Origin of the sequence: Evansella vedderi (assembly GCF_030813435.1) — a bacterium.
Classification (GTDB): domain Bacteria; phylum Bacillota; class Bacilli; order Bacillales; family Salisediminibacteriaceae; genus Evansella; species Evansella vedderi.
On the sequence record NZ_JAUSUG010000001.1, the window covers coordinates 253,044 to 271,009 of the forward strand.

Genomic DNA, 17,966 nt, shown 5'->3' on the forward strand with positions numbered 1-17,966 from the left:
ATGGACTGGGTTGCTTAACCTTTGTTAACGAGGGTTAGAGAAGCTGCAGACTAAGAAGAGTTTTCTTCTTAAGCTGCAGCTTTTTTTCTGTTCCTTTGTCATCGGTAAAAAAGTAAGGGTGAACGTGAATGGCATTTCTTGAGACAAAAGGAAGGTGGTGATGAAGGGGCGGGATGTGTTTGTCAGTCGTTGATTAGTTGTCCAAGACTTCTAAAAGGGGAGGGTAATGAATGTCAACAAAAACAGTTAACTATCCATGGTATAAGAAGGAAGATACGGATGCATTCTTTGCGTTGTTCCAAAACAATATTGCCAACTTCGTTATTATCGCTGTTACCATGCTAGGAATGGGGTTTCCAACGAGTATCGTTTTCGGGCAAGTTATTCCAGGAGCTGCGATAGCCGTGTTAGTTGGAAATTTATATTATGCTTATAGTGCTAATCGATTAGCGCAACGGGAACAACGAACAGATGTAACGGCATTATCTTATGGTATCAGTACTCCCGTTATGTTCATCTTCTTATTCGGCGTTTTATTACCGGCAAAAACCATAACAGGAGATGCGCAATTGGCGTGGAAAATTGCCGTTGCGGCATGTTTTATTAGCGGCCTTATTGAAGTGATCTTCAGCTTTATCGGCAGATGGGTGCAACAAAACTTACCGAGAGCTGCTATGTTAGGTGCGTTAGCTGGGGTAGCCTTAACGTTTATTGCAGGTGAGATGCTATTCAAAACCTTTGAAATCCCAGCGGTAGGCTTAGTAGTATTAGCGATTATTATCGTTGGTATTGTTGGTAAAGTGGCGATGCCTTTTAAAATTCCAGCTTCTCTGTTTGCGATTGTAATTGGTACGGTCCTTGCTTATGTATTTAGCCAAGCGAGTATGGCTAAAATTACCGAAGGTCTTTCTTACGTTGGTTTCTATCCGTTCTTACCAACATTAGCTGCATTTGAAGGGATGGGCTATTTATTCGGTACATTGATTGCTGTTTTCGCTGTCGTCCTTCCTATTACCATCTATAATGCGATTGAAACAATGAATAATGTGGAAGCGATGGAGGCTGCAGGAGATAAGTATGATGTTAAAGAGTGTCAAGCTGTAGACGGTGTCGGTACGATGATTGGCGCCTTGTTTGGCGGTTTGTTCCCAACTACTGTTTATATTGCGAGCGTTGGTTCGAAGTGGATGGGGGCCGGTCGAGGCTACAGTATTTTGAATGCCGTTGTATACGCACTTACAGCAGTGTTTGGCTTGATTGCTGCCATGTCCGCGATTATTCCAATTGCCGTTGTTGCACCGATCCTTGTTTTTGTCGGGGTATCTATGGTGGCTACATCTTTTGAATCGAATAAGGTAAAGTATTATCCTGCTGTTGCGATAGCCATGCTCCCATATGTATCGAACTATATCATGACAAGGTTTAATAATGCTGCCGGTGAGGTGGTGGCAAATATATCTAGTGGTATTGTTCCTTTAGGGCAGGGAGCCATGTTTACAGGAATTATTTTAGGAGCGATTACTGTATTTGTTATCGATCAGGAATACAAGAAGGCAGTCGTCTTCTCCTTTATCGGTGCTTTCTTCTCCTTCATTGGATTAATGCATGCACCGGAGCTCGCATTGAATGCGGCACCTCAGTTTGTCATTGGATATATCGTTATGGGTCTATTCTTCATTTATTATGCATATAAAAATGTGGAAGTAGATCGGAATATGGATCGTATCATGAAAGGATAAGTTTTAGACACCAATTAATAAAATGAACAATACTGACGCAGTCTTTTAAAAGTCCACTATAGGTTAGGTTAGTTTCTTATAGTGGGCTTCCGTCAGTGAAAAGCCATTGCTATTATTTCAGAAGTTTTTTTTAAAAAAGATTAGTATAAATTTTTTAATGTTTGAATGATGTCTAGCTCCAGGCGTCATCGCCTCGAGGTCAAATGCTCCTGCGCCACTTCGTTTGCTCGTCGCAGACGCAGGACGTGGGCAGTAGTTAGGCGTAATTGGGGCGCATTGCGCTTTTGTTCTTTCATATAGTTTCGACAGAATGGGTCGAAAGTTTCTACCAGGGACCGATATCCCTTGACTATGAAACCAGTGTTGCTTGCAGCTAGCGCTATTTGTCATAGGGAGTGGATGTTTTTGAAGAAAATAGTAATTAAAAATGCCGAAATAGTTACGATGAACAATCTAAATGAAATTGTTCATGGAGATCTCTTAATAGAAAATGACCGGATTGCAGCGGTTGGCCGGCAAATTAACGAGCATGGTATCGAAAAGGTCATCGATGGGAAAGGAAAGACCGTTATTCCAGGGTTCGTACAAACCCATATCCATTTATGTCAGTCCCTGTTTCGCGGTCAAGCCGACGATCTCGAACTGATGGACTGGTTAAAGAAAAAAATTTGGCCATTAGAGGCTTCACATGATGAGGAATCTAGCTATTATTCGGCTATGCTTGGTATCGGTGAGCTCATTCAAAGTGGCACAACGACGATCATTGACATGGAGACCGTTCACTATGCTGATTTTGCGTTCCAAGCAATTGCCGAAAGCGGCATCCGGGCCTTGAGCGGTAAGGTCATGATGGATAAGGGAAAGGAAGTACCTAAGTTATTGCAAGAGAATACGGAACAGTCACTCCAGGAAAGTGTGAATTTACTTGAAAAGTGGCATGACTATGACAGCGGGAGAATCCAATACGCCTTCTGCCCACGCTTCGTTGTATCGTGTACAGAAGAATTATTGACGAATGTCCGTGATTTAGCTGCATATTATCGAACGAAAATTCATACCCATGCTGCTGAAAATCGGGGAGAAATTGAAATTGTTGAACGTGAACGTGGCATGAGAAATATCGTTTATTTGGATCACATCGGGCTGGCGAATCCTAACTTAATTTTGGCCCATTGTGTTTGGTTAAATGACGAGGAAAAAGAAATTATTAAAGCAAGGGGAGTAAAAGTGAGTCATTGTCCAGGCTCCAACTTGAAATTAGCTTCTGGTGTTGCGGAAATCCCTGATATGTTAGGGATGGATGTGATAGTTAGTTTAGGTGCGGATGGCGCCCCGTGCAATAATAATTTAGATATGTTTAATGAAATGCGGTTAGCCGCGGTTATTCAAAAGCCAGTACATGGTCCAACAGCTATGAATGCAAAAACAGTGTTTCAAATGGCCACCATAGGAGGGGCCAAGGCAGCAGGACTAGAAGGGGAAATCGGCAGCTTAGAGGTGGGGAAAAAAGCCGATTTAGCGATTCTTAACTTAAATGACTTTCACGTGTACCCGTCGTTCGGTGTCGATACTATTTCCCGTATTGTTTATTCCGCAACGCGGGCGGATGTGGAGACGACGATAATTAACGGTAAGATAGTCATGGAAAACCGGAATTTAAAGACAATGGATAAGGGAATAATTTTAAAAGAGTCGAACCAATCGATTAAGCGTCTGTTAAAGCGTCTGCCGACAATCCAATATAGATAAGTCCAGTATAGGTTAACTGAAAAATGAAATTGTAATAAAACTCGTATTGACTTCGTAGAAAATTTAGAATATTATAACTTTATAGTTTGATATTAGGCACGGCAAGGGAGCTGTGTAAAGATCATGAAACCGTTTTACGATAACGGTTTATCATGCCTTTACATGGCTCCTTTTATTTTAGATTAAGAAAATTTTTTCGTACTCGCTAGTTGTCTAATTCATGCGCCATCGGCTCTAGGTCAAATGCTCCTGCGCCACTTCGTTTGCTCGTCGCAGGTGAAGAGTGTTTTGCCCGAATAAAAAGTAAAAAGCACTTTTTATCAGTCAAAAAGGAGCGGTTACATCGTCGACTATACTGCGACTTGCGCTTTTCTTATTGAAAGGGGGAGATACATTGGCTACGATTCGCTTTAAAGTAAACGGCAAAGAAAAGGTAGTGGATACACATACAACGAAGACATTGCTTGATGTCTTACGGGATGATCTTTATTTGACGGGAAGTAAGGAGTGCTGCGGCAAAGGGGAGTGTGGAAGCTGTTCCGTTATGATCAATGATGAGGTTGTTTGCTCTTGTTTAGTACTTGTTGGACAAGTGGAGGGGGAGGATATTAAAACGGTAGAGGGGGTAGGAACCTCAACGAATATGGATATCATCCAAGAGGCTTTTATCAAAGAAGGGGCCACGCAATGTGGGTATTGTACTCCAGGCTTTATCGTCGCAGCTCGTTCTTTTTTAAATAAAATCGAGAAGGTTCCAACCTTGGAGGAAATCGAAGAAGGAATTGCCGGCAATATATGCCGCTGCACGGGATATACAAAAATTGTCAAGGCGATTCAAACTGCAGCCGAAGAGCGATTCTCAAGGATTGGAGCAGCAGTAACGCAAGGGAACCTCCAAGGAAAGGGGGACTAGTTCAAAATGATGGTTTCTGAAATAGACATGATATCTCCTGAAACGATGGAAGAATGCCTCCAGATTCTAAATGAGTATGAGCAAGAAGTACGGCTGTTAGCAGGGGGGACGGATGCAGTCGTCCGCATGAAAGAAGGCCACTGGCGACCGAAGCTTTGGTTAAATATTAAAGGATTAAGAGACTTACGTTTTATTTGTGAAGAAAAGGACGGTATCCATATTGGACCGCTAACAACCCATACAGATATGGTTCAATCGTCCCTTTTACAGGAAAAAGCAGATGTGTTAGTCCATGCCGCGAAGGAAGTAGGGGCAACGCAGATCCGGAATATGGGAACAATCGGCGGTAATTTAGGCACAGCATCTCCAGCTGGGGATACGATTCCGGCATTATTTGTTTTAGATGCAGTCATCGAGCTTTCTTCCGTCAATGGAATCAGGAGGATACCGATTGAAGAATTCTTTGTCGGACCAGGCAAAACGGTACAACACAAGTCGGAAATGATTACTAACATTATTATCCGACCACAGGAAGAAAATGAAATCGGTATTTTTGAAAAATTAGGTCCTCGAAAGGCGCAAGCCATATCGATTGTCAACGTAGCTATCTCCCTTAAAATGAGCGGAGATGGCTGGCAGTGTGCCGGGGGAAAAATTGCCTTTGGTTCCGTAGCTCCAACTGTCATTCGTGCTCGTAAATGTGAAGTGTTACTAACGTTGCAGGAGTTAAATGAGGAAGGGATTTCCAATATTGCCTCCTTAGCATGGAAAGAGGTAGCACCCATTTCTGACGTGAGAGCGTCTGCAGCATACCGTAGGGATATGTCCACTGCTTTGTTGGAAAGGGGATTACTTCGATTAATGAAAAGGTGGGAAGATAGATGACTTCAAAATGGATTGGAAAACGAGTTCCTAGATTAGATGGACCAGAGAGAGTAACAGGAGAACTAAAATATATGACGGATTATCATTATAACAACATGGTATGGGGAAGAGTCCTTCGCCCCCCTTATCCTTATGCGAAGATAAAAAGCATGGATACTACGAGAGCAAAAAACTTACCAGGCGTCATCGCTGTCCTCACCCACGAGGATATTCCAGGATTTAATGGATTTGGCATCGTCGTTCCCGATCAACCGGTTCTTTGTGAAGATGTCGTTCGTACTACAGCTGATGCGGTCGCCTTAGTCGCTGCAGAAACGGAAGAGATAGCAGAAGAAGCCTTAGCATTAATTGATGTAGATTACGAGCGGTTAGATGCCGTAACTGATGCGGAGTTTGCCATTACGGAACAAGCCCCAAAGCTCCATGCCGATGGAAACATTCATAGTCATGTCGTTATTAAAAATGGGGAGGTAGAAAAGGCGTTTCAAGAGGCTGACATTATTTTGGAAAATACTTTTCATTCCCCACGGCAAATGCACGCGTTTATTGAAACGGAAGGAGGATGGGGAATCCTTGAAAAGGACGGGACGTTGACGATTCAATGTCCGGGTCAATACGCCTATCGTGATCGCCTGCAAATTGCCCGTGCCTTAGCTTGGAATCCAGCCCGTATAAGAGTAATCTCTAGTCCTGTCGGGGGAGCATTCGGTGGAAAAGATGAAATAACCGTGCAAATATATTTAGCTTTGCTTGCCCTTCATACGGGTGGCAGACCTGTAAAGATTCACTATAAAAGGGAAGAGTCGGTTATTGCAGGGATGAAACGACATCCCTTTAAGGTAAAAATGAAAACGGCGGCGAAAAAAGACGGTACCTTGCTTGCCAATCAAGTGTTGGCAATTGCCGATACGGGTGCCTATGCTTCCTTAGGGGGAGCCGTTATCAGCTTAGCTATTGAGCACTCCTGTGGTCCATATAAAATACCGAATGTGGATTTAGAAGGATATTGTGTATATACAAATAATGGCATCGCCGGTGCATTTCGAGGTTTTGGCGTCAATCAAGTATGTATGGGAATTGAAACCCATATGGACATGATTGCAGCGGAACTAGGCATCGATCCGATCGAAATTAGGAAGAAGAATGTGTATCACCAAGGGGACGTTTCCAGTTTAGGTCATGTAGTCAAGGGAAGTGTTGGTACGTGGAAAACCCTCGAAGCAGCAGAAAAATGTGATCTATGGATCAACCGTGAAAAATACAAAGCTGAAATTTCCGAGCCTTGGAAAAAAAGAGGCGTTTCCATTGCCACTTCGTTTCACGGCGTTGGAATGGGAATTGGCTTACCGGACTATGGGGCAGCATCGATCCAGCTTCTCCCTGGCGGCCGTTTCGAGGTTGGGGTAGGCTGTGAGGAAATTGGTGGCGGAAATGGAACCGTTTATGCGCAAGTAGCTGCAGAAATTCTCCAATGTGATGTAACCGATATCGTAGTTGTACAAGGAGATACATCCCGTACGTTAGACGGGGGAACCGTCACTGCATCTCGCTCTACGTATACGGGAGGGAGAGCGGTAGCAACAGCAGCACCGAATATGTTGAACCTGCTAACGAAAGCGGCAGGGGAAATTTTTGGGGTATCTGAGGAACAAGTCCGTGTCGCCGATAAAAAGGTCGTTGTTTATGATGCCGATGGAAAGGCTGATTCCTCCCTATCTTTCGCTGAAATCTATGACTATTTATATGAAAATCGCCGTGATACACGGGTAGAAGGACACTTCATGCTGCCTAAAGAAAAGAAAGAGATTAAAGGGTCAGGCGGCGCTCCCCATCGTCTATATGGGTATTTAACCCATGTTGTCATGGTCGAAGTCGATACGTTAACAGGGGAAACGGAAGTACTTCGGGTCGTATCGATTCCCGATGCAGGGAAGGTGATCAATCCTCAAGGCTTAGAAGGGCAAGCAGAGGGTGGTGCCGTAATGGGGATTGGATATGCGTTATATGAAGATACGATTATCGAAAATGGCTATCACAAAACGACGAACTTCTCTAATTATATATTACCTACCGTAAAGGATAGCCCGCAAATAGAAACGTTTCCAGTAGAGGAATTAGAAGAAACAGGACCGTTTGGTGCGAAAGGAATCGGTGAAGTCGTGATGATTCCGATTATTGCAGCAACCATCTCCGCCATCCACGATGCCGTTGGCGTTAGGATTAAGCACTTACCAGCAACCCCAGAACGGGTATATGCTGCCTTAAAAGCACGGAAAGACCAAACCAATCAATCGAATGAAGAAAATGTGATGTAGATGCTAAATGACCAGATAATAGAGAAGCTCCAGAAATCTATTGAAAAAAGAAGAGAAACAGCGTTAATTACGATAACCGATCATACGGATAGACGAATGGTTGGTAATAGGATTTTACTATGGAATGATGGCAGTCAATATCATGGGAATACTGCGTCACAATGTTTAACGGAAGCTTTGAACCTTCACTGTCTGCCATTAATGATAATGAAAAAAACAAAAACAATTAATTTTCAATGGGGGGATGCTATCGTACAGTGCTATGTGGAACTCTATAAAGCCCCGATTCACTTCATCATTGCAGGCGCAGGTCATGTATGCGAACCGGTGGCCAAGGTAGGAAAAATGCTCGATTTTTTTGTCACCGTCGTCGATGATCGACCTGAATTCGCAACGGAAGAGCGGTTTCCCGAAGTGGATGAGGTGGTATGCTGTGAATCGTATCTAAGTTATTTTCAACATGTTCCGATTACGAGTGACACGTACGTGTTATTACTTACGAGGGGGCATAAATTCGATGTAATAAGCCTGCAGCAACTGTTAAGCCGCCAGGAAAAACCAGGCTACATTGGAATGATTGGCAGCAGAAGACGGATTGCCGGAGTTTTTGAACAGTTGAGGGAGGACTTTCCTAATGAAAGCTTTGATCACATTTATACTCCAGTAGGAATAGATATAGGGGCACAGACTCCTGAAGAAATATCGATTAGTATTATGGCTGAAATTTTGAAGGTAAAAAATCAGGCATCAGGTCATTCCTTAAGTGGAGAAGTTCACAGCCTAGCAAAACTAGGTTTTCGATAAGAAGTAAAAAGGAGAATACCGTAAAGGGTTAAAATTAGGGATAATGCATGACGGAGCCGGTGAGTGGAGAGGGGGACAGGGACGATGAGCATTCATTATCTGCAGCAGGCTGTTGCCATCCGCGAGCGAGGAGAAGCTGCAGCATTAGCGACAGTTATTCAAACGAAGGGATCTACGCCTCGGAAGGTTGGGGCAAAAATGATTATTTATCCAAATGGTGATATTGAAGGCACGATTGGAGGCGGGTGTGGGGAAGCGGAGGTCATACGGGAAGCACTAAATGTAATAGAAACAAAAGTTCCCTGCCACTATGTTGTCGACTTAACATCCGGCCTTCTCTATGAAGATGGGGGTATTTGTGGCGGGACGATGGAAATCTTTATCGAACGGCTATAAAAACAGCTATAAAGTAAGGGGAATATTTTGTGGAATTTCAATGGAACAACTAGGTTTCTTTCCCAGTTCTCCATTTCTATGAAACTAATTTTTAATAATTAGTTATATATGTATCGACTAAATTATATAATGTATAACGTAATAACTGATATTTTATTTCGAATAATCTGAATAATCAGTATTGACTAATAACTACTTTGCGTTTATTATAATAGTAGGTTAATCGCAACGGTGCGATAACGTTATTGAAAAAGTAGAATAGTAGGAGAAAAAACATATAACATGGCAAGGGCGCTGTGTAGAGATAAGTGTATGAGTTACACTCTTTACATTGTGTCCTTTTATTTGTGCAGAAAAGTGGTGAAACGAAGTGGAGAAAATAGCATTACTTGTCATCGATGTGATTAATGATTTTGTTGTCAACGAAGATTGTCCACTCTTTTGTTCTGAAGCAAACAAAACTATCATAAAGATAAAAGAGACAATAGATTTGTTTCATCAACGAGACTTTCAAGTTATCTTTATTAAAGATGCTCACCGGGAAAAGGATGCTGATTTTCTTGTCCGTCCGATCCATGGAGTAAAGGGAACGTGGGGAGCAGAAATGGTTGCAGAGATTCAAAACCATATAATCCAGGAAGATTATATTATTGATAAACGACGCTATAGTGCCTTTTCTTATACTGACTTGGATTTGTTTTTGCGAGAAGAGAAAATTGAGCATTTAGTGTTAATAGGGGGCTGGACGAATACGGGAATAAGAAGTACAGCTTCGGATGCCTTTCATCAGGCATACAAAGTCACTGTACTAAGTAATTGTTGTTTTTCACAAACTGAGGAGATGCAGCAGTCTGGCTTATCGGATATTTCTATGTTTGGTAAAGTCTTAACCTTAGAAGAGTTTAAAGAAAATTCTCTGCTAAATTTAAAGTAGAATGTATAAGATTTGGGTGAAGTGATGGATGAAAGAATTATATCTTTTCATGCGCGAGGAGCAATATAGACAGAATCTAGCAGATACATTGCATAGCTTAGGCTACCAAGTTCATATACCGGTAAAAGAAAAAATAGAGACTTCCTATTATTATAGTAATCATTTATGTATCGTAGACAGCTGGTTTTTCAAGCGATGTAAAACACACTTTCCCTACGCGATTTTATTTACAAAAACAGTAGGAGAGGACGAAATCCAACTAATTCAAACGCATTCCTGTACGGGCTTTATCTGTCCTATTTATAATGAACGTACTCTTCAAGCGGTGATTGAAATTGCACTCATGAAACAAAAACAGTTTCAGCAAATAGAAAAGGATAATCGGAAGCTAACTAGAAAGCTTCAAGATCGAAGAATTATCGAAAAAGCTAAATACATATTAGTCAAAAGGGGGCGTATTTCAGAAGAAGAAGCGTATGAACGAATGCGTACGGAAGCCATGAATCAACAAAAAACGTTACGGCAGGTAGCTGATTTGATTTTAATTAATGAAGAATAAAGGTAGTAGCTATAAAAATTTATATGGGGGGAATCAGAAGCAATGGAGGCTGTTGCATCGATTCAATCGTTGAATACTCTCAAAAAACAGATTTCTCAACTATATAACAAAATAAATCAAGAGATATACGGTGTCGGAGTAAAGAAGCAAAAAATTGAAATTTACCAAAATGCTATTCTAATTTTTAGTGAACATAAACGAGTAACTGCATTAAACGTTATTAGTGATAGATTTCCAGAGTTAACCCTTTCTACAGATGCGGCTTTAATTTTTGAATATAAAAAGAGACTAAAGGAAAAAATTGAAGATTCGTTGCAAAAAAAGGTTTTAACCGTCTTAAAGGATTTTGACCCTGTTACGGAACAGGCTTTTACTGTTATTCACTTTGAAAATATTAATCCGTAACGCTAATTTCCCAACTTCATATATACATCTAACTGAAGATAAATGCGATTATCGCTTTTACCTTCATTAAAAAAGTGACATTCGGTCGCTTATGCTCTGTTAACCGGAGAAATAAGAAACCGTAGATAAAAGGTGGTGCTTTGTCGTGCCATTCCTCTTATCTACGGTTTTTTATATAGGCTCTTTTCAAAAAAGAATGTTGTTTTTACAAATATTATTAGCTTGGTTACGCTGCAGGCGGACACTTCCGCTTCTCCAAGCTTATCAAAAAAAGCAGCAAAGTTTACGATAAGAGCCTTTTTATAAAATAAATCTAGTAAAATAGGAGGTCTTTTTATAATGGATTTAATAATTAAGAACGCAAATATTCCTCAAGGAGATAGGCAGGTATTAACAAATATTCTTGTGAATCAAGGTACGATTGTAGGCTTTGTGAATACAGTAAATGGTTTACAAGCGGATAAGGTAATGGATGTAAACGGGAAGCTAGTCGTTCCCGGCTGCATTGATCCGCATACCCATTTTATGGATCCAGGCTTTACACACCGGGAAACGTTTGCCACAGGCAGTATGTCTGCCGCTGCCGGAGGTCTAACGTTACACATCGATATGCCTTGCTGCAGTAAGCCTTCCGTACGGGATGGTGAAAGCTTTAAAAAGAAGATTGGTCCGATTAAGGATCAAGCCTATATTGATTATTGCTTCTGGGGAGGGATGACCGGAGAAGATGTTCGCGAAGAATTACTAGATAATGTATGGCCGCAAGTGGAAGAGGGAGTCGTCTCGTTTAAGGTTTATATGACACCATCTGTTCCTACATTCCCTAAGGTAACTGATGCGGAAATGCTTGAGATCTTCCATAAAGTAGCTGAAACGGGATTACCGGTTGGTGTCCATGCAGAAAACTTCGATATTTGTAATTTCTACACGGAGAAATTTAAGAAAGAAGGGCGAAAAGACAGTGTTGCTTGGGCAGAAGCACGCAGTGCCCTAGCAGAAAAAGTTGCAATCCAGTTGATTATCAGCTACGCCGAAGAAACAGGAGCACGAGTGCATGTCGTTCATATGAGTACGAAGGAAGGTGTGGAGCTCGTTAAAGAAGCGAAAAAGCGAGGCGTACAAGTAACAGCGGAAACGTGTCCACATTATTTAATGCTGAATGCTGAGGAAGCGATGACAAAGTATGGAACGTTCGCAAAAATCGCACCACCGCTTCGGGGCAAAGAAGATAATGTGATCCATTGGGAAGCGTTAGCCGACGGTACGATCGATTTTGTGGGAACAGACCACGCCCCGTATGAAATCGCTACGGAAAAAGCAGCTCCTGATTCTGATATTTGGAACAGCTTCCCAGGTATTCCTGGAGTAGAAACGATGGTCCCTGTTCTCGTAAGTGAAGGTTTAAATAAAGGACGATTATCTTTATCGCGCTTTGTAGAGGTGACGAGTCGAAACGCGGCAATCCACTACGGTATTTACCCGAAAAAGGGAGCTATGGAAATTGGCAGTGACGCAGACTTTACGATCATCGATTTAGAGCGTGAATACACGATCGATCAGGAAAAAACCTATTCCATGGCTAAATATAACCCGTTACATGGTCTTAAATTGAAAGGGAAGCCAGTACAAACAATCGTCCGGGGAACGCTTGTATATGATGAGGATGCTGGCGGGATTGTCGGAAAACCTGGTTATGGCCAATACGTAAGACGACAAAGCACGCAGAAATTAGATCGAACCTTAAAATACTGAAGGAAGGAAGCGAAAATATGAGCTTAAAGGGAAATAAGCACGCTATTGTAGTGATTGATATGTTGAATGATTTTATTGGTCCAAAAGCAACGCTCCGTTGTGAAAATGGAGAGAAAATTGTCCCGAAGATTCGAGAAGTAATCGATTTTGCCCATGAAAATGGAATCCAAGTCATTCATATTCAAGAAGCCCACCGGAAGAATGATGCAGATTTTCGCGTGAGGCCTGTTCATGCCATTAAAGGTACATGGGGACACGAGTTTATTCCTGAATTGCAGCCAGATGAAGAGGCAGGGGATTATGTAGTACAAAAGCGTCGTCACAGTGCCTTTAGCTATACAGACATGGATTTGTTCCTTCGGGAAGAGCAAATCGACACGGTAGTGTTAACGGGTGTATGGACGAATGTCTGTGTAAGAAGCACGGCGTCCGATGCCTTGTACCACGGCTATAATATCATCTGCCTCAGTGACGGAACAGCTTCGAAAGACGATGATATGCACCGGTCCGGCTTAAGAGATATTGACCTGTTCGGAGATATTATGACGACAGAAGATTACATTGAAGCAGCCAAAAAAAAATTTAGCCAGTCTTCCTTATCCTAACATTTATTAGAGGGGATTAATATGAGAATAGTTGTCGGGATTACGGGAGCAAGCGGATCATTGTATGCCTATACATTGATCCGTGCGCTCCATGAATTAGGTGTGGAAACACATGTTGTCGCAACAGAAATGGGTGAAAAAGTGATGCAATTTGAGTGTGGCGTCAGTATGGAAGAAATTAAAAATTACGCCACAGTAGTAAGCAATAAAAATTTATTTGCCAATATTGCAAGTGGTTCGTACAAAACAAATGGTATGGTGATTGTTCCCTGTTCCATGAATACTTTAGGAGCGATTGCCAACGGGGTCGGTGATACGTTATTAAGCCGAACCGCAAGCGTTGCATTAAAGGAAAAACGAAAATTGGTTGTTGTACCGAGGGAGAGTCCCCTTACGATCATTCACATAAACAATATGAAGCTATTAGCAGAAGCAGGGGCTGATATTATGCCAGCCTCACCTGGTTTTTACCATCGTCCGCGAGAAATATGGGAATTAGCCAACTTTATGGTCGCCAGAATACTAGATGCCTTTGATCTCGATCATCAGTTGCTTCCTCGTTGGGGGGAAAAGGTATGAGTAAAACGACGTTAAGAGGTTTATTAAAAGACTGGGAAGAAAGAGAGATTTTAAAACGCGTTCGAAAAGAAGTGGATCCTCTGTTTGAGCTCGGAGCTGTCATAAATGCTTGTGAAGGTAAGCGGCCGTTTTTGTTTGAAAAGGTAAAGGGCTATCATTCACCGATGGTTGCAGGTCTAGGGGGGACGCGTGAATTAATTGCGGACAGCATTGGCGTTTCGGAAAAGGAATTATTCCCTAAGCTTATCGATTGCATTGTAAACCCGATTCCTACGACGCAAAAGGGATCAGGTCCCGTGCATGACAATGTTGTATTAGGGCCGTTTGATCTCGACGATTTCTTTCCCATCCCTACCTTTCATGCAGAGGATTCAGGCGGTTATTACGTATCGGGAATATTAGTAGTCAAGGATATATCAGGAAGGAAACGATACACCTCGATTCGCAGGATGCAATTTCTCGAGGAGAACAAAACGAGCATTTTAATTACTTCTCCCGAATTAAATGAGCAGTTTGCCTATTATGAGAAACGGGGAGAACCGATGGAAGTGGCGGTTATGTTTGGGGTAGTACCTGCTATCATCCTTTCTTCACAAATTAGCACTCATTTATATCATGCAGATAAATTGGATATGGCGGGAGCGCTATTAGGAGAGTCCCTCGATGTGGTGCAATGTATGACTGTTGACTTGGAAGTATTGGCAGATGCGGAAATTGTCATGGAGGGGAAAATGCTCCCACATGTACGAGAGCCGGAAGGTCCGTTTGGGGAACTAGCAGGTTATTATGGAGAGCAGTCCCAACAGCCGATTGTCGAGTTCTCAGCTATCACTTTTAGAAATGATGCGATCGCACAAACAATTTTCCCTTCTAGCTATGAAGAGAAAGTGCCAATGGGCCTCGTACGGGAAGTGTACATTTTTAATTCTGTTCGCCAAGTGGTACCAAATATTAAAGCTGTTCATGTGACGATGGGCGGAGTGGCACGTTACCACGCAGTGATTCAAATAGAAAAAAGGTCAGAAGGAGATGCGAAGCAAGCAGCTTTAGCAGCGTTTGCAGGGGACAAGGATTTAAAGCATGTGGTCGTTGTGAATGAGGATGTAGATATTTTTGATCCAGAGGATGTGGAATGGGCGATTGCCACGAGAGTTCAAGCAGATGTGGATGTGTTTATCGTTCCAGGAGCAAAGGGCTCGCCATTGGAAGCCTCCCACAACCTTCGGGGAGTAACAGCGAAGGTAGGGATTGATGCTACCTATCCACTCCATGCCGCCCACATGTTTAGAAGAACCTCGATACCATTTAAAAAAATCGATCTAAATGAGTATTTATAAGAGTCTGTTCAAAACTCCCATGTCTTTACAGACACCACGATCAATGAAAACTTATTTTACGCTGAGCTAAATTTGGAAGTTGATTTATGCTTCAGGCACTCGCTTTCCGCGGGCAACGCTTCAGCCTCCTCGTTCCTGCGGGGTCTTCAGCAGTTGCTTTTCCCGCAGGAGCCTCGTGCCTTACTCTACAATCAACTCAGTTTGAATATCAACAATGTAGTAAAACAAAGTTTTCGTATAAACAGCTCAAAAATTGACCTTTTTGAAAAGACTATATAAACATTATTTTTAACATGTAAGTGAGGAGTGGGTATGTGTGGAAGCGATTGGCATGGTTGAAACTAGAAGTCTCGTAGCTGCTTTAGAAGCATTAGACTCCATGACAAAGGCAGCGAATGTACAGTTGGTTGATTTGAAAAAGGTCGGATCAGGCATTGTTACCGTTATCGTCACTGGTGATGTAGCTGCGGTTTCCGCTGCTGTCGAAACGGGAAAAACAGCCCATACCCGTACTGGAGGAGAGCTGATTTCATCCAATATCATTCCAAGACCCCATAGTGGTCTGAGTATGATTTTATAGCAGAGGTGATACGTATGTCAGAATTTATGAAGAGTATTGTTGAAGATGTCCTTAAACGAAGCAGTCCCGTTACTGCTCCCACCGTTTTGGAGAAGAAGAAGGAAGTGGCTCCAGAACGCAGGACAATGACCTCGAGTGCAGCAAATCAACCGAAAAATTCCACGGTTGTGTTACAAAGTCTTCATCGACCGAACTATCAACGGCAAAAGAAAAATGATCACCTTTACGTAAAAAAAGGGGATAGTCCAATTACAGTGAAACAAAATCCCCCGGCAAAAAAACAGTCAGAGGTGAACAAACCAAATAATCTGGCCCAATTAACAATCGCTTCGATAGGAAAGGGTAGGGAGCCAGTTCAACATCCTTCTAAAGGAGCTGCTTCAAGTGGAACGGCACGTAAGGAGAAATCAGCCCAGTTAATAGGGAAAACGAAAAATAATTTTAGCGTATGGTATTTTCCTCAAATCCATAGTCAAATGCAGCCTTTGTTGAAAGGGAAGGTACATACCACCTCCGTTGGTGTCGTATCGGGAATTGCTTGTAATCCAGGAATACTCTTCTTAGTGAATGAAGTATTACATGAATTTTCCGGTTTGAAGCATCACATAGAATGGGATAGGTCTCCTAATGGAAAGTTCCATCTAGAATTGTATTTACAAGATGAGAAATGCTTGTTACAAGCTTTAAATAAAATCTATCAATCTTTAAATCGTCATGCCATGATACGACTTGAAGCATATACGGCCTTCCATCCTAGTGCATGGCTGTTGCAGCAATTAAAGTTGGATAGTTCCTATAATGCCATCGGATTGCTGGAAGGACTAAGTTTTTACGACAACATGGGTCTAGTCGATCGGTATGTTACGAGTCATCCAGATACTTCTTTCACGTATAAAATCGAAGAAGGGTATGTTGTACTCATGGGCGACAATGGGGAAATTTCAACTGCCGTTCAAGCGTTAAAAAAAGAGGCAAGTAGTTACCTCAATTTTTAGTAAGGGGAGTAGAGTATGAACACATACGCTTTAGGAATGATTGAAACAGTAGGATACACCACGGCTGTATCTGCTGCCGATGCTGCCCTAAAAGCAGCAGATGTGGAGTTGATTGCCGTTGAAAAAGTCATTGGTGGAGGAGGCTCCTTAAGTGTAACCATTCACCTGAATGGGGATGTGGCGGCGGTTACTTCTGCCGTAGAGGCTGGAGAGAAGGAAGGAAATCGTGTAGGCAAGGTAATTTCCTCCCATGTCATCCCCCATGCCCACGCAGAGGTTGGCGGAAAAATACTAAAGCAATTTGACTTATTAGGAACGAAACAGGAAGAAGAAAACCAACTTTAAAGGAGGAATTAAAATGGGTGAAGCGTTAGGAATGGTGGAAACAAAGGGGCTAGTTGGAGCGATAGAAGCTGCAGATGCTATGGTAAAGGCGGCGAATGTGGAGGTTTGTGGATATGAAAAAATCGGGTTCGGGCTCGTAACGATCATGGTACGAGGAGATGTTGGTGCCGTGAAAGCAGCTACCGATGCTGGGGCAAACGCCGCAAGCAGAGTAGGAGAGCTCGTTTCTGTTCATGTTATTCCAAGACCGCATAGTGAAGTGGAAAGAGTATTAAAAATGAACAAAGGTGAATAAAAATGTATGCCAAATCGCAGAGTTCGGTGGTTCACCATACTCTGTTAAGTCTCTATCATAAAAATCAACAGGAGAAGCTAAGAGAAGGGCATCCCCTCGTCTTAGTGCTCCTATCCTATCATATGATTGGTATGGAAGAAGGCCTTACTAGTTTAAAAGCATTGAAGGAAGAAAACAATCGAATTCAAATTTGGTCTGATGATCAGCTAGAGACATATTGTGGGCGAAAAAAAATAATCCATCAAACCGGAATTGATGATTGGCTATCGTCAGACCTAGAGGCGGAAACGAAAAAAAACGACTATCAACGCCTCTTCATTCCGGTTTTATCCTTTTCTCTTTTATCAGCAATTATTCGATATGACGATCGTCATCCTTTTGTTCGGATGATTTTATGGGCATTGTTTTCTGGTGTGAAAGTAGGGACGCTGTCCATTGGAGTTAATCCCGGACACCAGACTTGGAAAAAAAGAAGGTTAAACCAAGGAACGATGTTTTTACAGCGGGATATAAATCAACAGCTTCAGCATTTAAGAAATATGGGCATAGAGGATCTCCACTTGAATGAGGTAAACGACTGGGTACATGCTAAGGATATCCAGAAAAAGCAAGTCCTTTCCGAGGAAGATATTCATGATGCGTACGAAAATAATGTAAGGATAATAGATGTTCCCTTTGGAACGATCGTAACACCTTTAGCATGGGACACGGCTAAAGAAAGGGAGGTTGAACTTATTTTTGCTGATAGGGAAGAGCAGGAATAAGTGTAACGATTAGTT

The 17,966-nt window shown here is 42.2% G+C and carries 19 protein-coding genes and 1 riboswitch; all 19 genes read left to right on the forward strand.

Going from position 1 to position 17,966, the window contains the following annotated elements:
• Positions 1-230 precede the first annotated feature (230 nt).
• The 19 genes from J2S74_RS01275 (at position 231) to J2S74_RS01365 (ending at position 17,951) form a co-directional block, all read left to right on the forward strand.
• Entirely contained in the window at positions 231-1,739 is a 1,509-nt protein-coding gene (locus tag J2S74_RS01275; protein ID WP_307320830.1) for an NCS2 family permease, read from the forward strand.
• A 272-nt stretch (positions 1,740-2,011) separates the two neighbouring features.
• Positions 2,012-2,111, forward strand: a riboswitch (purine riboswitch).
• A gap of 33 nt (positions 2,112-2,144) precedes the next feature.
• Positions 2,145-3,488, forward strand: a complete 1,344-nt coding sequence (locus tag J2S74_RS01280; protein WP_307320832.1) for a 5'-deoxyadenosine deaminase — start codon at positions 2,145-2,147, stop codon at positions 3,486-3,488.
• Between the two features lie 394 nt (positions 3,489-3,882).
• Positions 3,883-4,401, forward strand: a complete 519-nt coding sequence (locus J2S74_RS01285) for a (2Fe-2S)-binding protein (RefSeq protein ID WP_307320835.1) — start codon at positions 3,883-3,885, stop codon at positions 4,399-4,401.
• Between the two features lie 6 nt (positions 4,402-4,407).
• On the forward strand, positions 4,408-5,286 hold the full coding sequence (locus tag J2S74_RS01290; protein ID WP_307320837.1) for an FAD binding domain-containing protein: 879 nt from the start codon (positions 4,408-4,410) through the stop codon (positions 5,284-5,286).
• The gene (locus J2S74_RS01295) at positions 5,283-7,601 is read left to right on the forward strand and encodes a xanthine dehydrogenase family protein molybdopterin-binding subunit (RefSeq protein ID WP_307320838.1); all 2,319 of its coding nucleotides are present in this window, start codon (positions 5,283-5,285) and stop codon (positions 7,599-7,601) included. Before J2S74_RS01290 ends, J2S74_RS01295 begins: the two co-directional genes overlap by 4 nt.
• On the forward strand, positions 7,602-8,405 hold the full coding sequence (locus tag J2S74_RS01300; RefSeq protein ID WP_307320841.1) for an XdhC family protein: 804 nt from the start codon (positions 7,602-7,604) through the stop codon (positions 8,403-8,405).
• A gap of 84 nt (positions 8,406-8,489) precedes the next feature.
• Complete coding sequence (locus tag J2S74_RS01305; RefSeq protein ID WP_307320844.1) at positions 8,490-8,801, forward strand: XdhC family protein; 312 nt, start codon at positions 8,490-8,492, stop codon at positions 8,799-8,801.
• A 370-nt stretch (positions 8,802-9,171) separates the two neighbouring features.
• Positions 9,172-9,735 (forward strand): cysteine hydrolase family protein, encoded by a 564-nt coding sequence (locus J2S74_RS01310; protein ID WP_307320847.1) that lies wholly within the window; start codon positions 9,172-9,174, stop codon positions 9,733-9,735.
• A 28-nt stretch (positions 9,736-9,763) separates the two neighbouring features.
• The gene (locus tag J2S74_RS01315) at positions 9,764-10,294 is read left to right on the forward strand and encodes an ANTAR domain-containing response regulator (protein WP_307320850.1); all 531 of its coding nucleotides are present in this window, start codon (positions 9,764-9,766) and stop codon (positions 10,292-10,294) included.
• Positions 10,295-10,336: 42 nt separating this feature from the next.
• Positions 10,337-10,699: a Na-translocating system protein MpsC family protein gene (locus tag J2S74_RS01320; protein WP_307320852.1), complete on the forward strand. Its 363-nt coding sequence runs from the start codon at positions 10,337-10,339 to the stop codon at positions 10,697-10,699.
• Between the two features lie 339 nt (positions 10,700-11,038).
• Positions 11,039-12,451, forward strand: coding sequence for a dihydroorotase (locus tag J2S74_RS01325; RefSeq protein ID WP_307320854.1), 1,413 nt, complete (start codon positions 11,039-11,041; stop codon positions 12,449-12,451).
• A gap of 17 nt (positions 12,452-12,468) precedes the next feature.
• Positions 12,469-13,056, forward strand: a complete 588-nt coding sequence (locus tag J2S74_RS01330; protein WP_307320858.1) for a cysteine hydrolase family protein — start codon at positions 12,469-12,471, stop codon at positions 13,054-13,056.
• A 21-nt stretch (positions 13,057-13,077) separates the two neighbouring features.
• The gene (locus J2S74_RS01335) at positions 13,078-13,635 is read left to right on the forward strand and encodes a UbiX family flavin prenyltransferase (protein WP_307320859.1); all 558 of its coding nucleotides are present in this window, start codon (positions 13,078-13,080) and stop codon (positions 13,633-13,635) included.
• Positions 13,632-14,972, forward strand: a complete 1,341-nt coding sequence (locus tag J2S74_RS01340; RefSeq protein WP_307320861.1) for a UbiD family decarboxylase — start codon at positions 13,632-13,634, stop codon at positions 14,970-14,972. The genes J2S74_RS01335 and J2S74_RS01340 overlap by 4 nt, the downstream gene beginning before the upstream one ends.
• 316 nt (positions 14,973-15,288) lie before the next feature.
• Positions 15,289-15,552 carry a BMC domain-containing protein gene (locus J2S74_RS01345; protein ID WP_307320863.1) on the forward strand — a complete coding sequence of 88 codons (264 nt, stop codon included), beginning with the start codon at positions 15,289-15,291 and terminating at the stop codon, positions 15,550-15,552.
• Positions 15,553-15,566: 14 nt separating this feature from the next.
• On the forward strand, positions 15,567-16,547 hold the full coding sequence (locus J2S74_RS01350) for a hypothetical protein (protein ID WP_307320865.1): 981 nt from the start codon (positions 15,567-15,569) through the stop codon (positions 16,545-16,547).
• A gap of 15 nt (positions 16,548-16,562) precedes the next feature.
• Positions 16,563-16,892 carry a BMC domain-containing protein gene (locus J2S74_RS01355; protein WP_307320866.1) on the forward strand — a complete coding sequence of 110 codons (330 nt, stop codon included), beginning with the start codon at positions 16,563-16,565 and terminating at the stop codon, positions 16,890-16,892.
• A gap of 13 nt (positions 16,893-16,905) precedes the next feature.
• On the forward strand, positions 16,906-17,187 hold the full coding sequence (locus J2S74_RS01360) for a BMC domain-containing protein (RefSeq protein WP_307320868.1): 282 nt from the start codon (positions 16,906-16,908) through the stop codon (positions 17,185-17,187).
• A 2-nt stretch (positions 17,188-17,189) separates the two neighbouring features.
• Positions 17,190-17,951, forward strand: coding sequence for a hypothetical protein (locus tag J2S74_RS01365; protein WP_307320869.1), 762 nt, complete (start codon positions 17,190-17,192; stop codon positions 17,949-17,951).
• The last annotated feature ends 15 nt before the right edge of the window (positions 17,952-17,966 follow it).

Excerpts from the sequence above, each read along its gene's own strand:
- J2S74_RS01330 (WP_307320858.1), top strand. The coding sequence starts at position 12,469 with ATGAGCTTAAAGGGAAATAAGCACGCTATTGTAGTGATTGATATGTTG.
- J2S74_RS01275 (WP_307320830.1), top strand. The coding sequence starts at position 231 with ATGTCAACAAAAACAGTTAACTATCCATGGTATAAGAAGGAAGATACG.
- J2S74_RS01295 (WP_307320838.1), top strand. The coding sequence starts at position 5,283 with ATGACTTCAAAATGGATTGGAAAACGAGTTCCTAGATTAGATGGACCA.
- J2S74_RS01305 (WP_307320844.1), top strand. The coding sequence starts at position 8,490 with ATGAGCATTCATTATCTGCAGCAGGCTGTTGCCATCCGCGAGCGAGGA.
- J2S74_RS01365 (WP_307320869.1), top strand. The coding sequence starts at position 17,190 with ATGTATGCCAAATCGCAGAGTTCGGTGGTTCACCATACTCTGTTAAGT.
- J2S74_RS01315 (WP_307320850.1), top strand. The coding sequence starts at position 9,764 with ATGAAAGAATTATATCTTTTCATGCGCGAGGAGCAATATAGACAGAAT.
- J2S74_RS01290 (WP_307320837.1), top strand. The coding sequence starts at position 4,408 with ATGATGGTTTCTGAAATAGACATGATATCTCCTGAAACGATGGAAGAA.
- J2S74_RS01340 (WP_307320861.1), top strand. The coding sequence starts at position 13,632 with ATGAGTAAAACGACGTTAAGAGGTTTATTAAAAGACTGGGAAGAAAGA.
- J2S74_RS01335 (WP_307320859.1), top strand. The coding sequence starts at position 13,078 with ATGAGAATAGTTGTCGGGATTACGGGAGCAAGCGGATCATTGTATGCC.
- J2S74_RS01350 (WP_307320865.1), top strand. The coding sequence starts at position 15,567 with ATGTCAGAATTTATGAAGAGTATTGTTGAAGATGTCCTTAAACGAAGC.
- J2S74_RS01360 (WP_307320868.1), top strand. The coding sequence starts at position 16,906 with ATGGGTGAAGCGTTAGGAATGGTGGAAACAAAGGGGCTAGTTGGAGCG.
- J2S74_RS01355 (WP_307320866.1), top strand. The coding sequence starts at position 16,563 with ATGAACACATACGCTTTAGGAATGATTGAAACAGTAGGATACACCACG.
- J2S74_RS01300 (WP_307320841.1), top strand. The coding sequence starts at position 7,602 with ATGCTAAATGACCAGATAATAGAGAAGCTCCAGAAATCTATTGAAAAA.
- J2S74_RS01320 (WP_307320852.1), top strand. The coding sequence starts at position 10,337 with ATGGAGGCTGTTGCATCGATTCAATCGTTGAATACTCTCAAAAAACAG.
- J2S74_RS01325 (WP_307320854.1), top strand. The coding sequence starts at position 11,039 with ATGGATTTAATAATTAAGAACGCAAATATTCCTCAAGGAGATAGGCAG.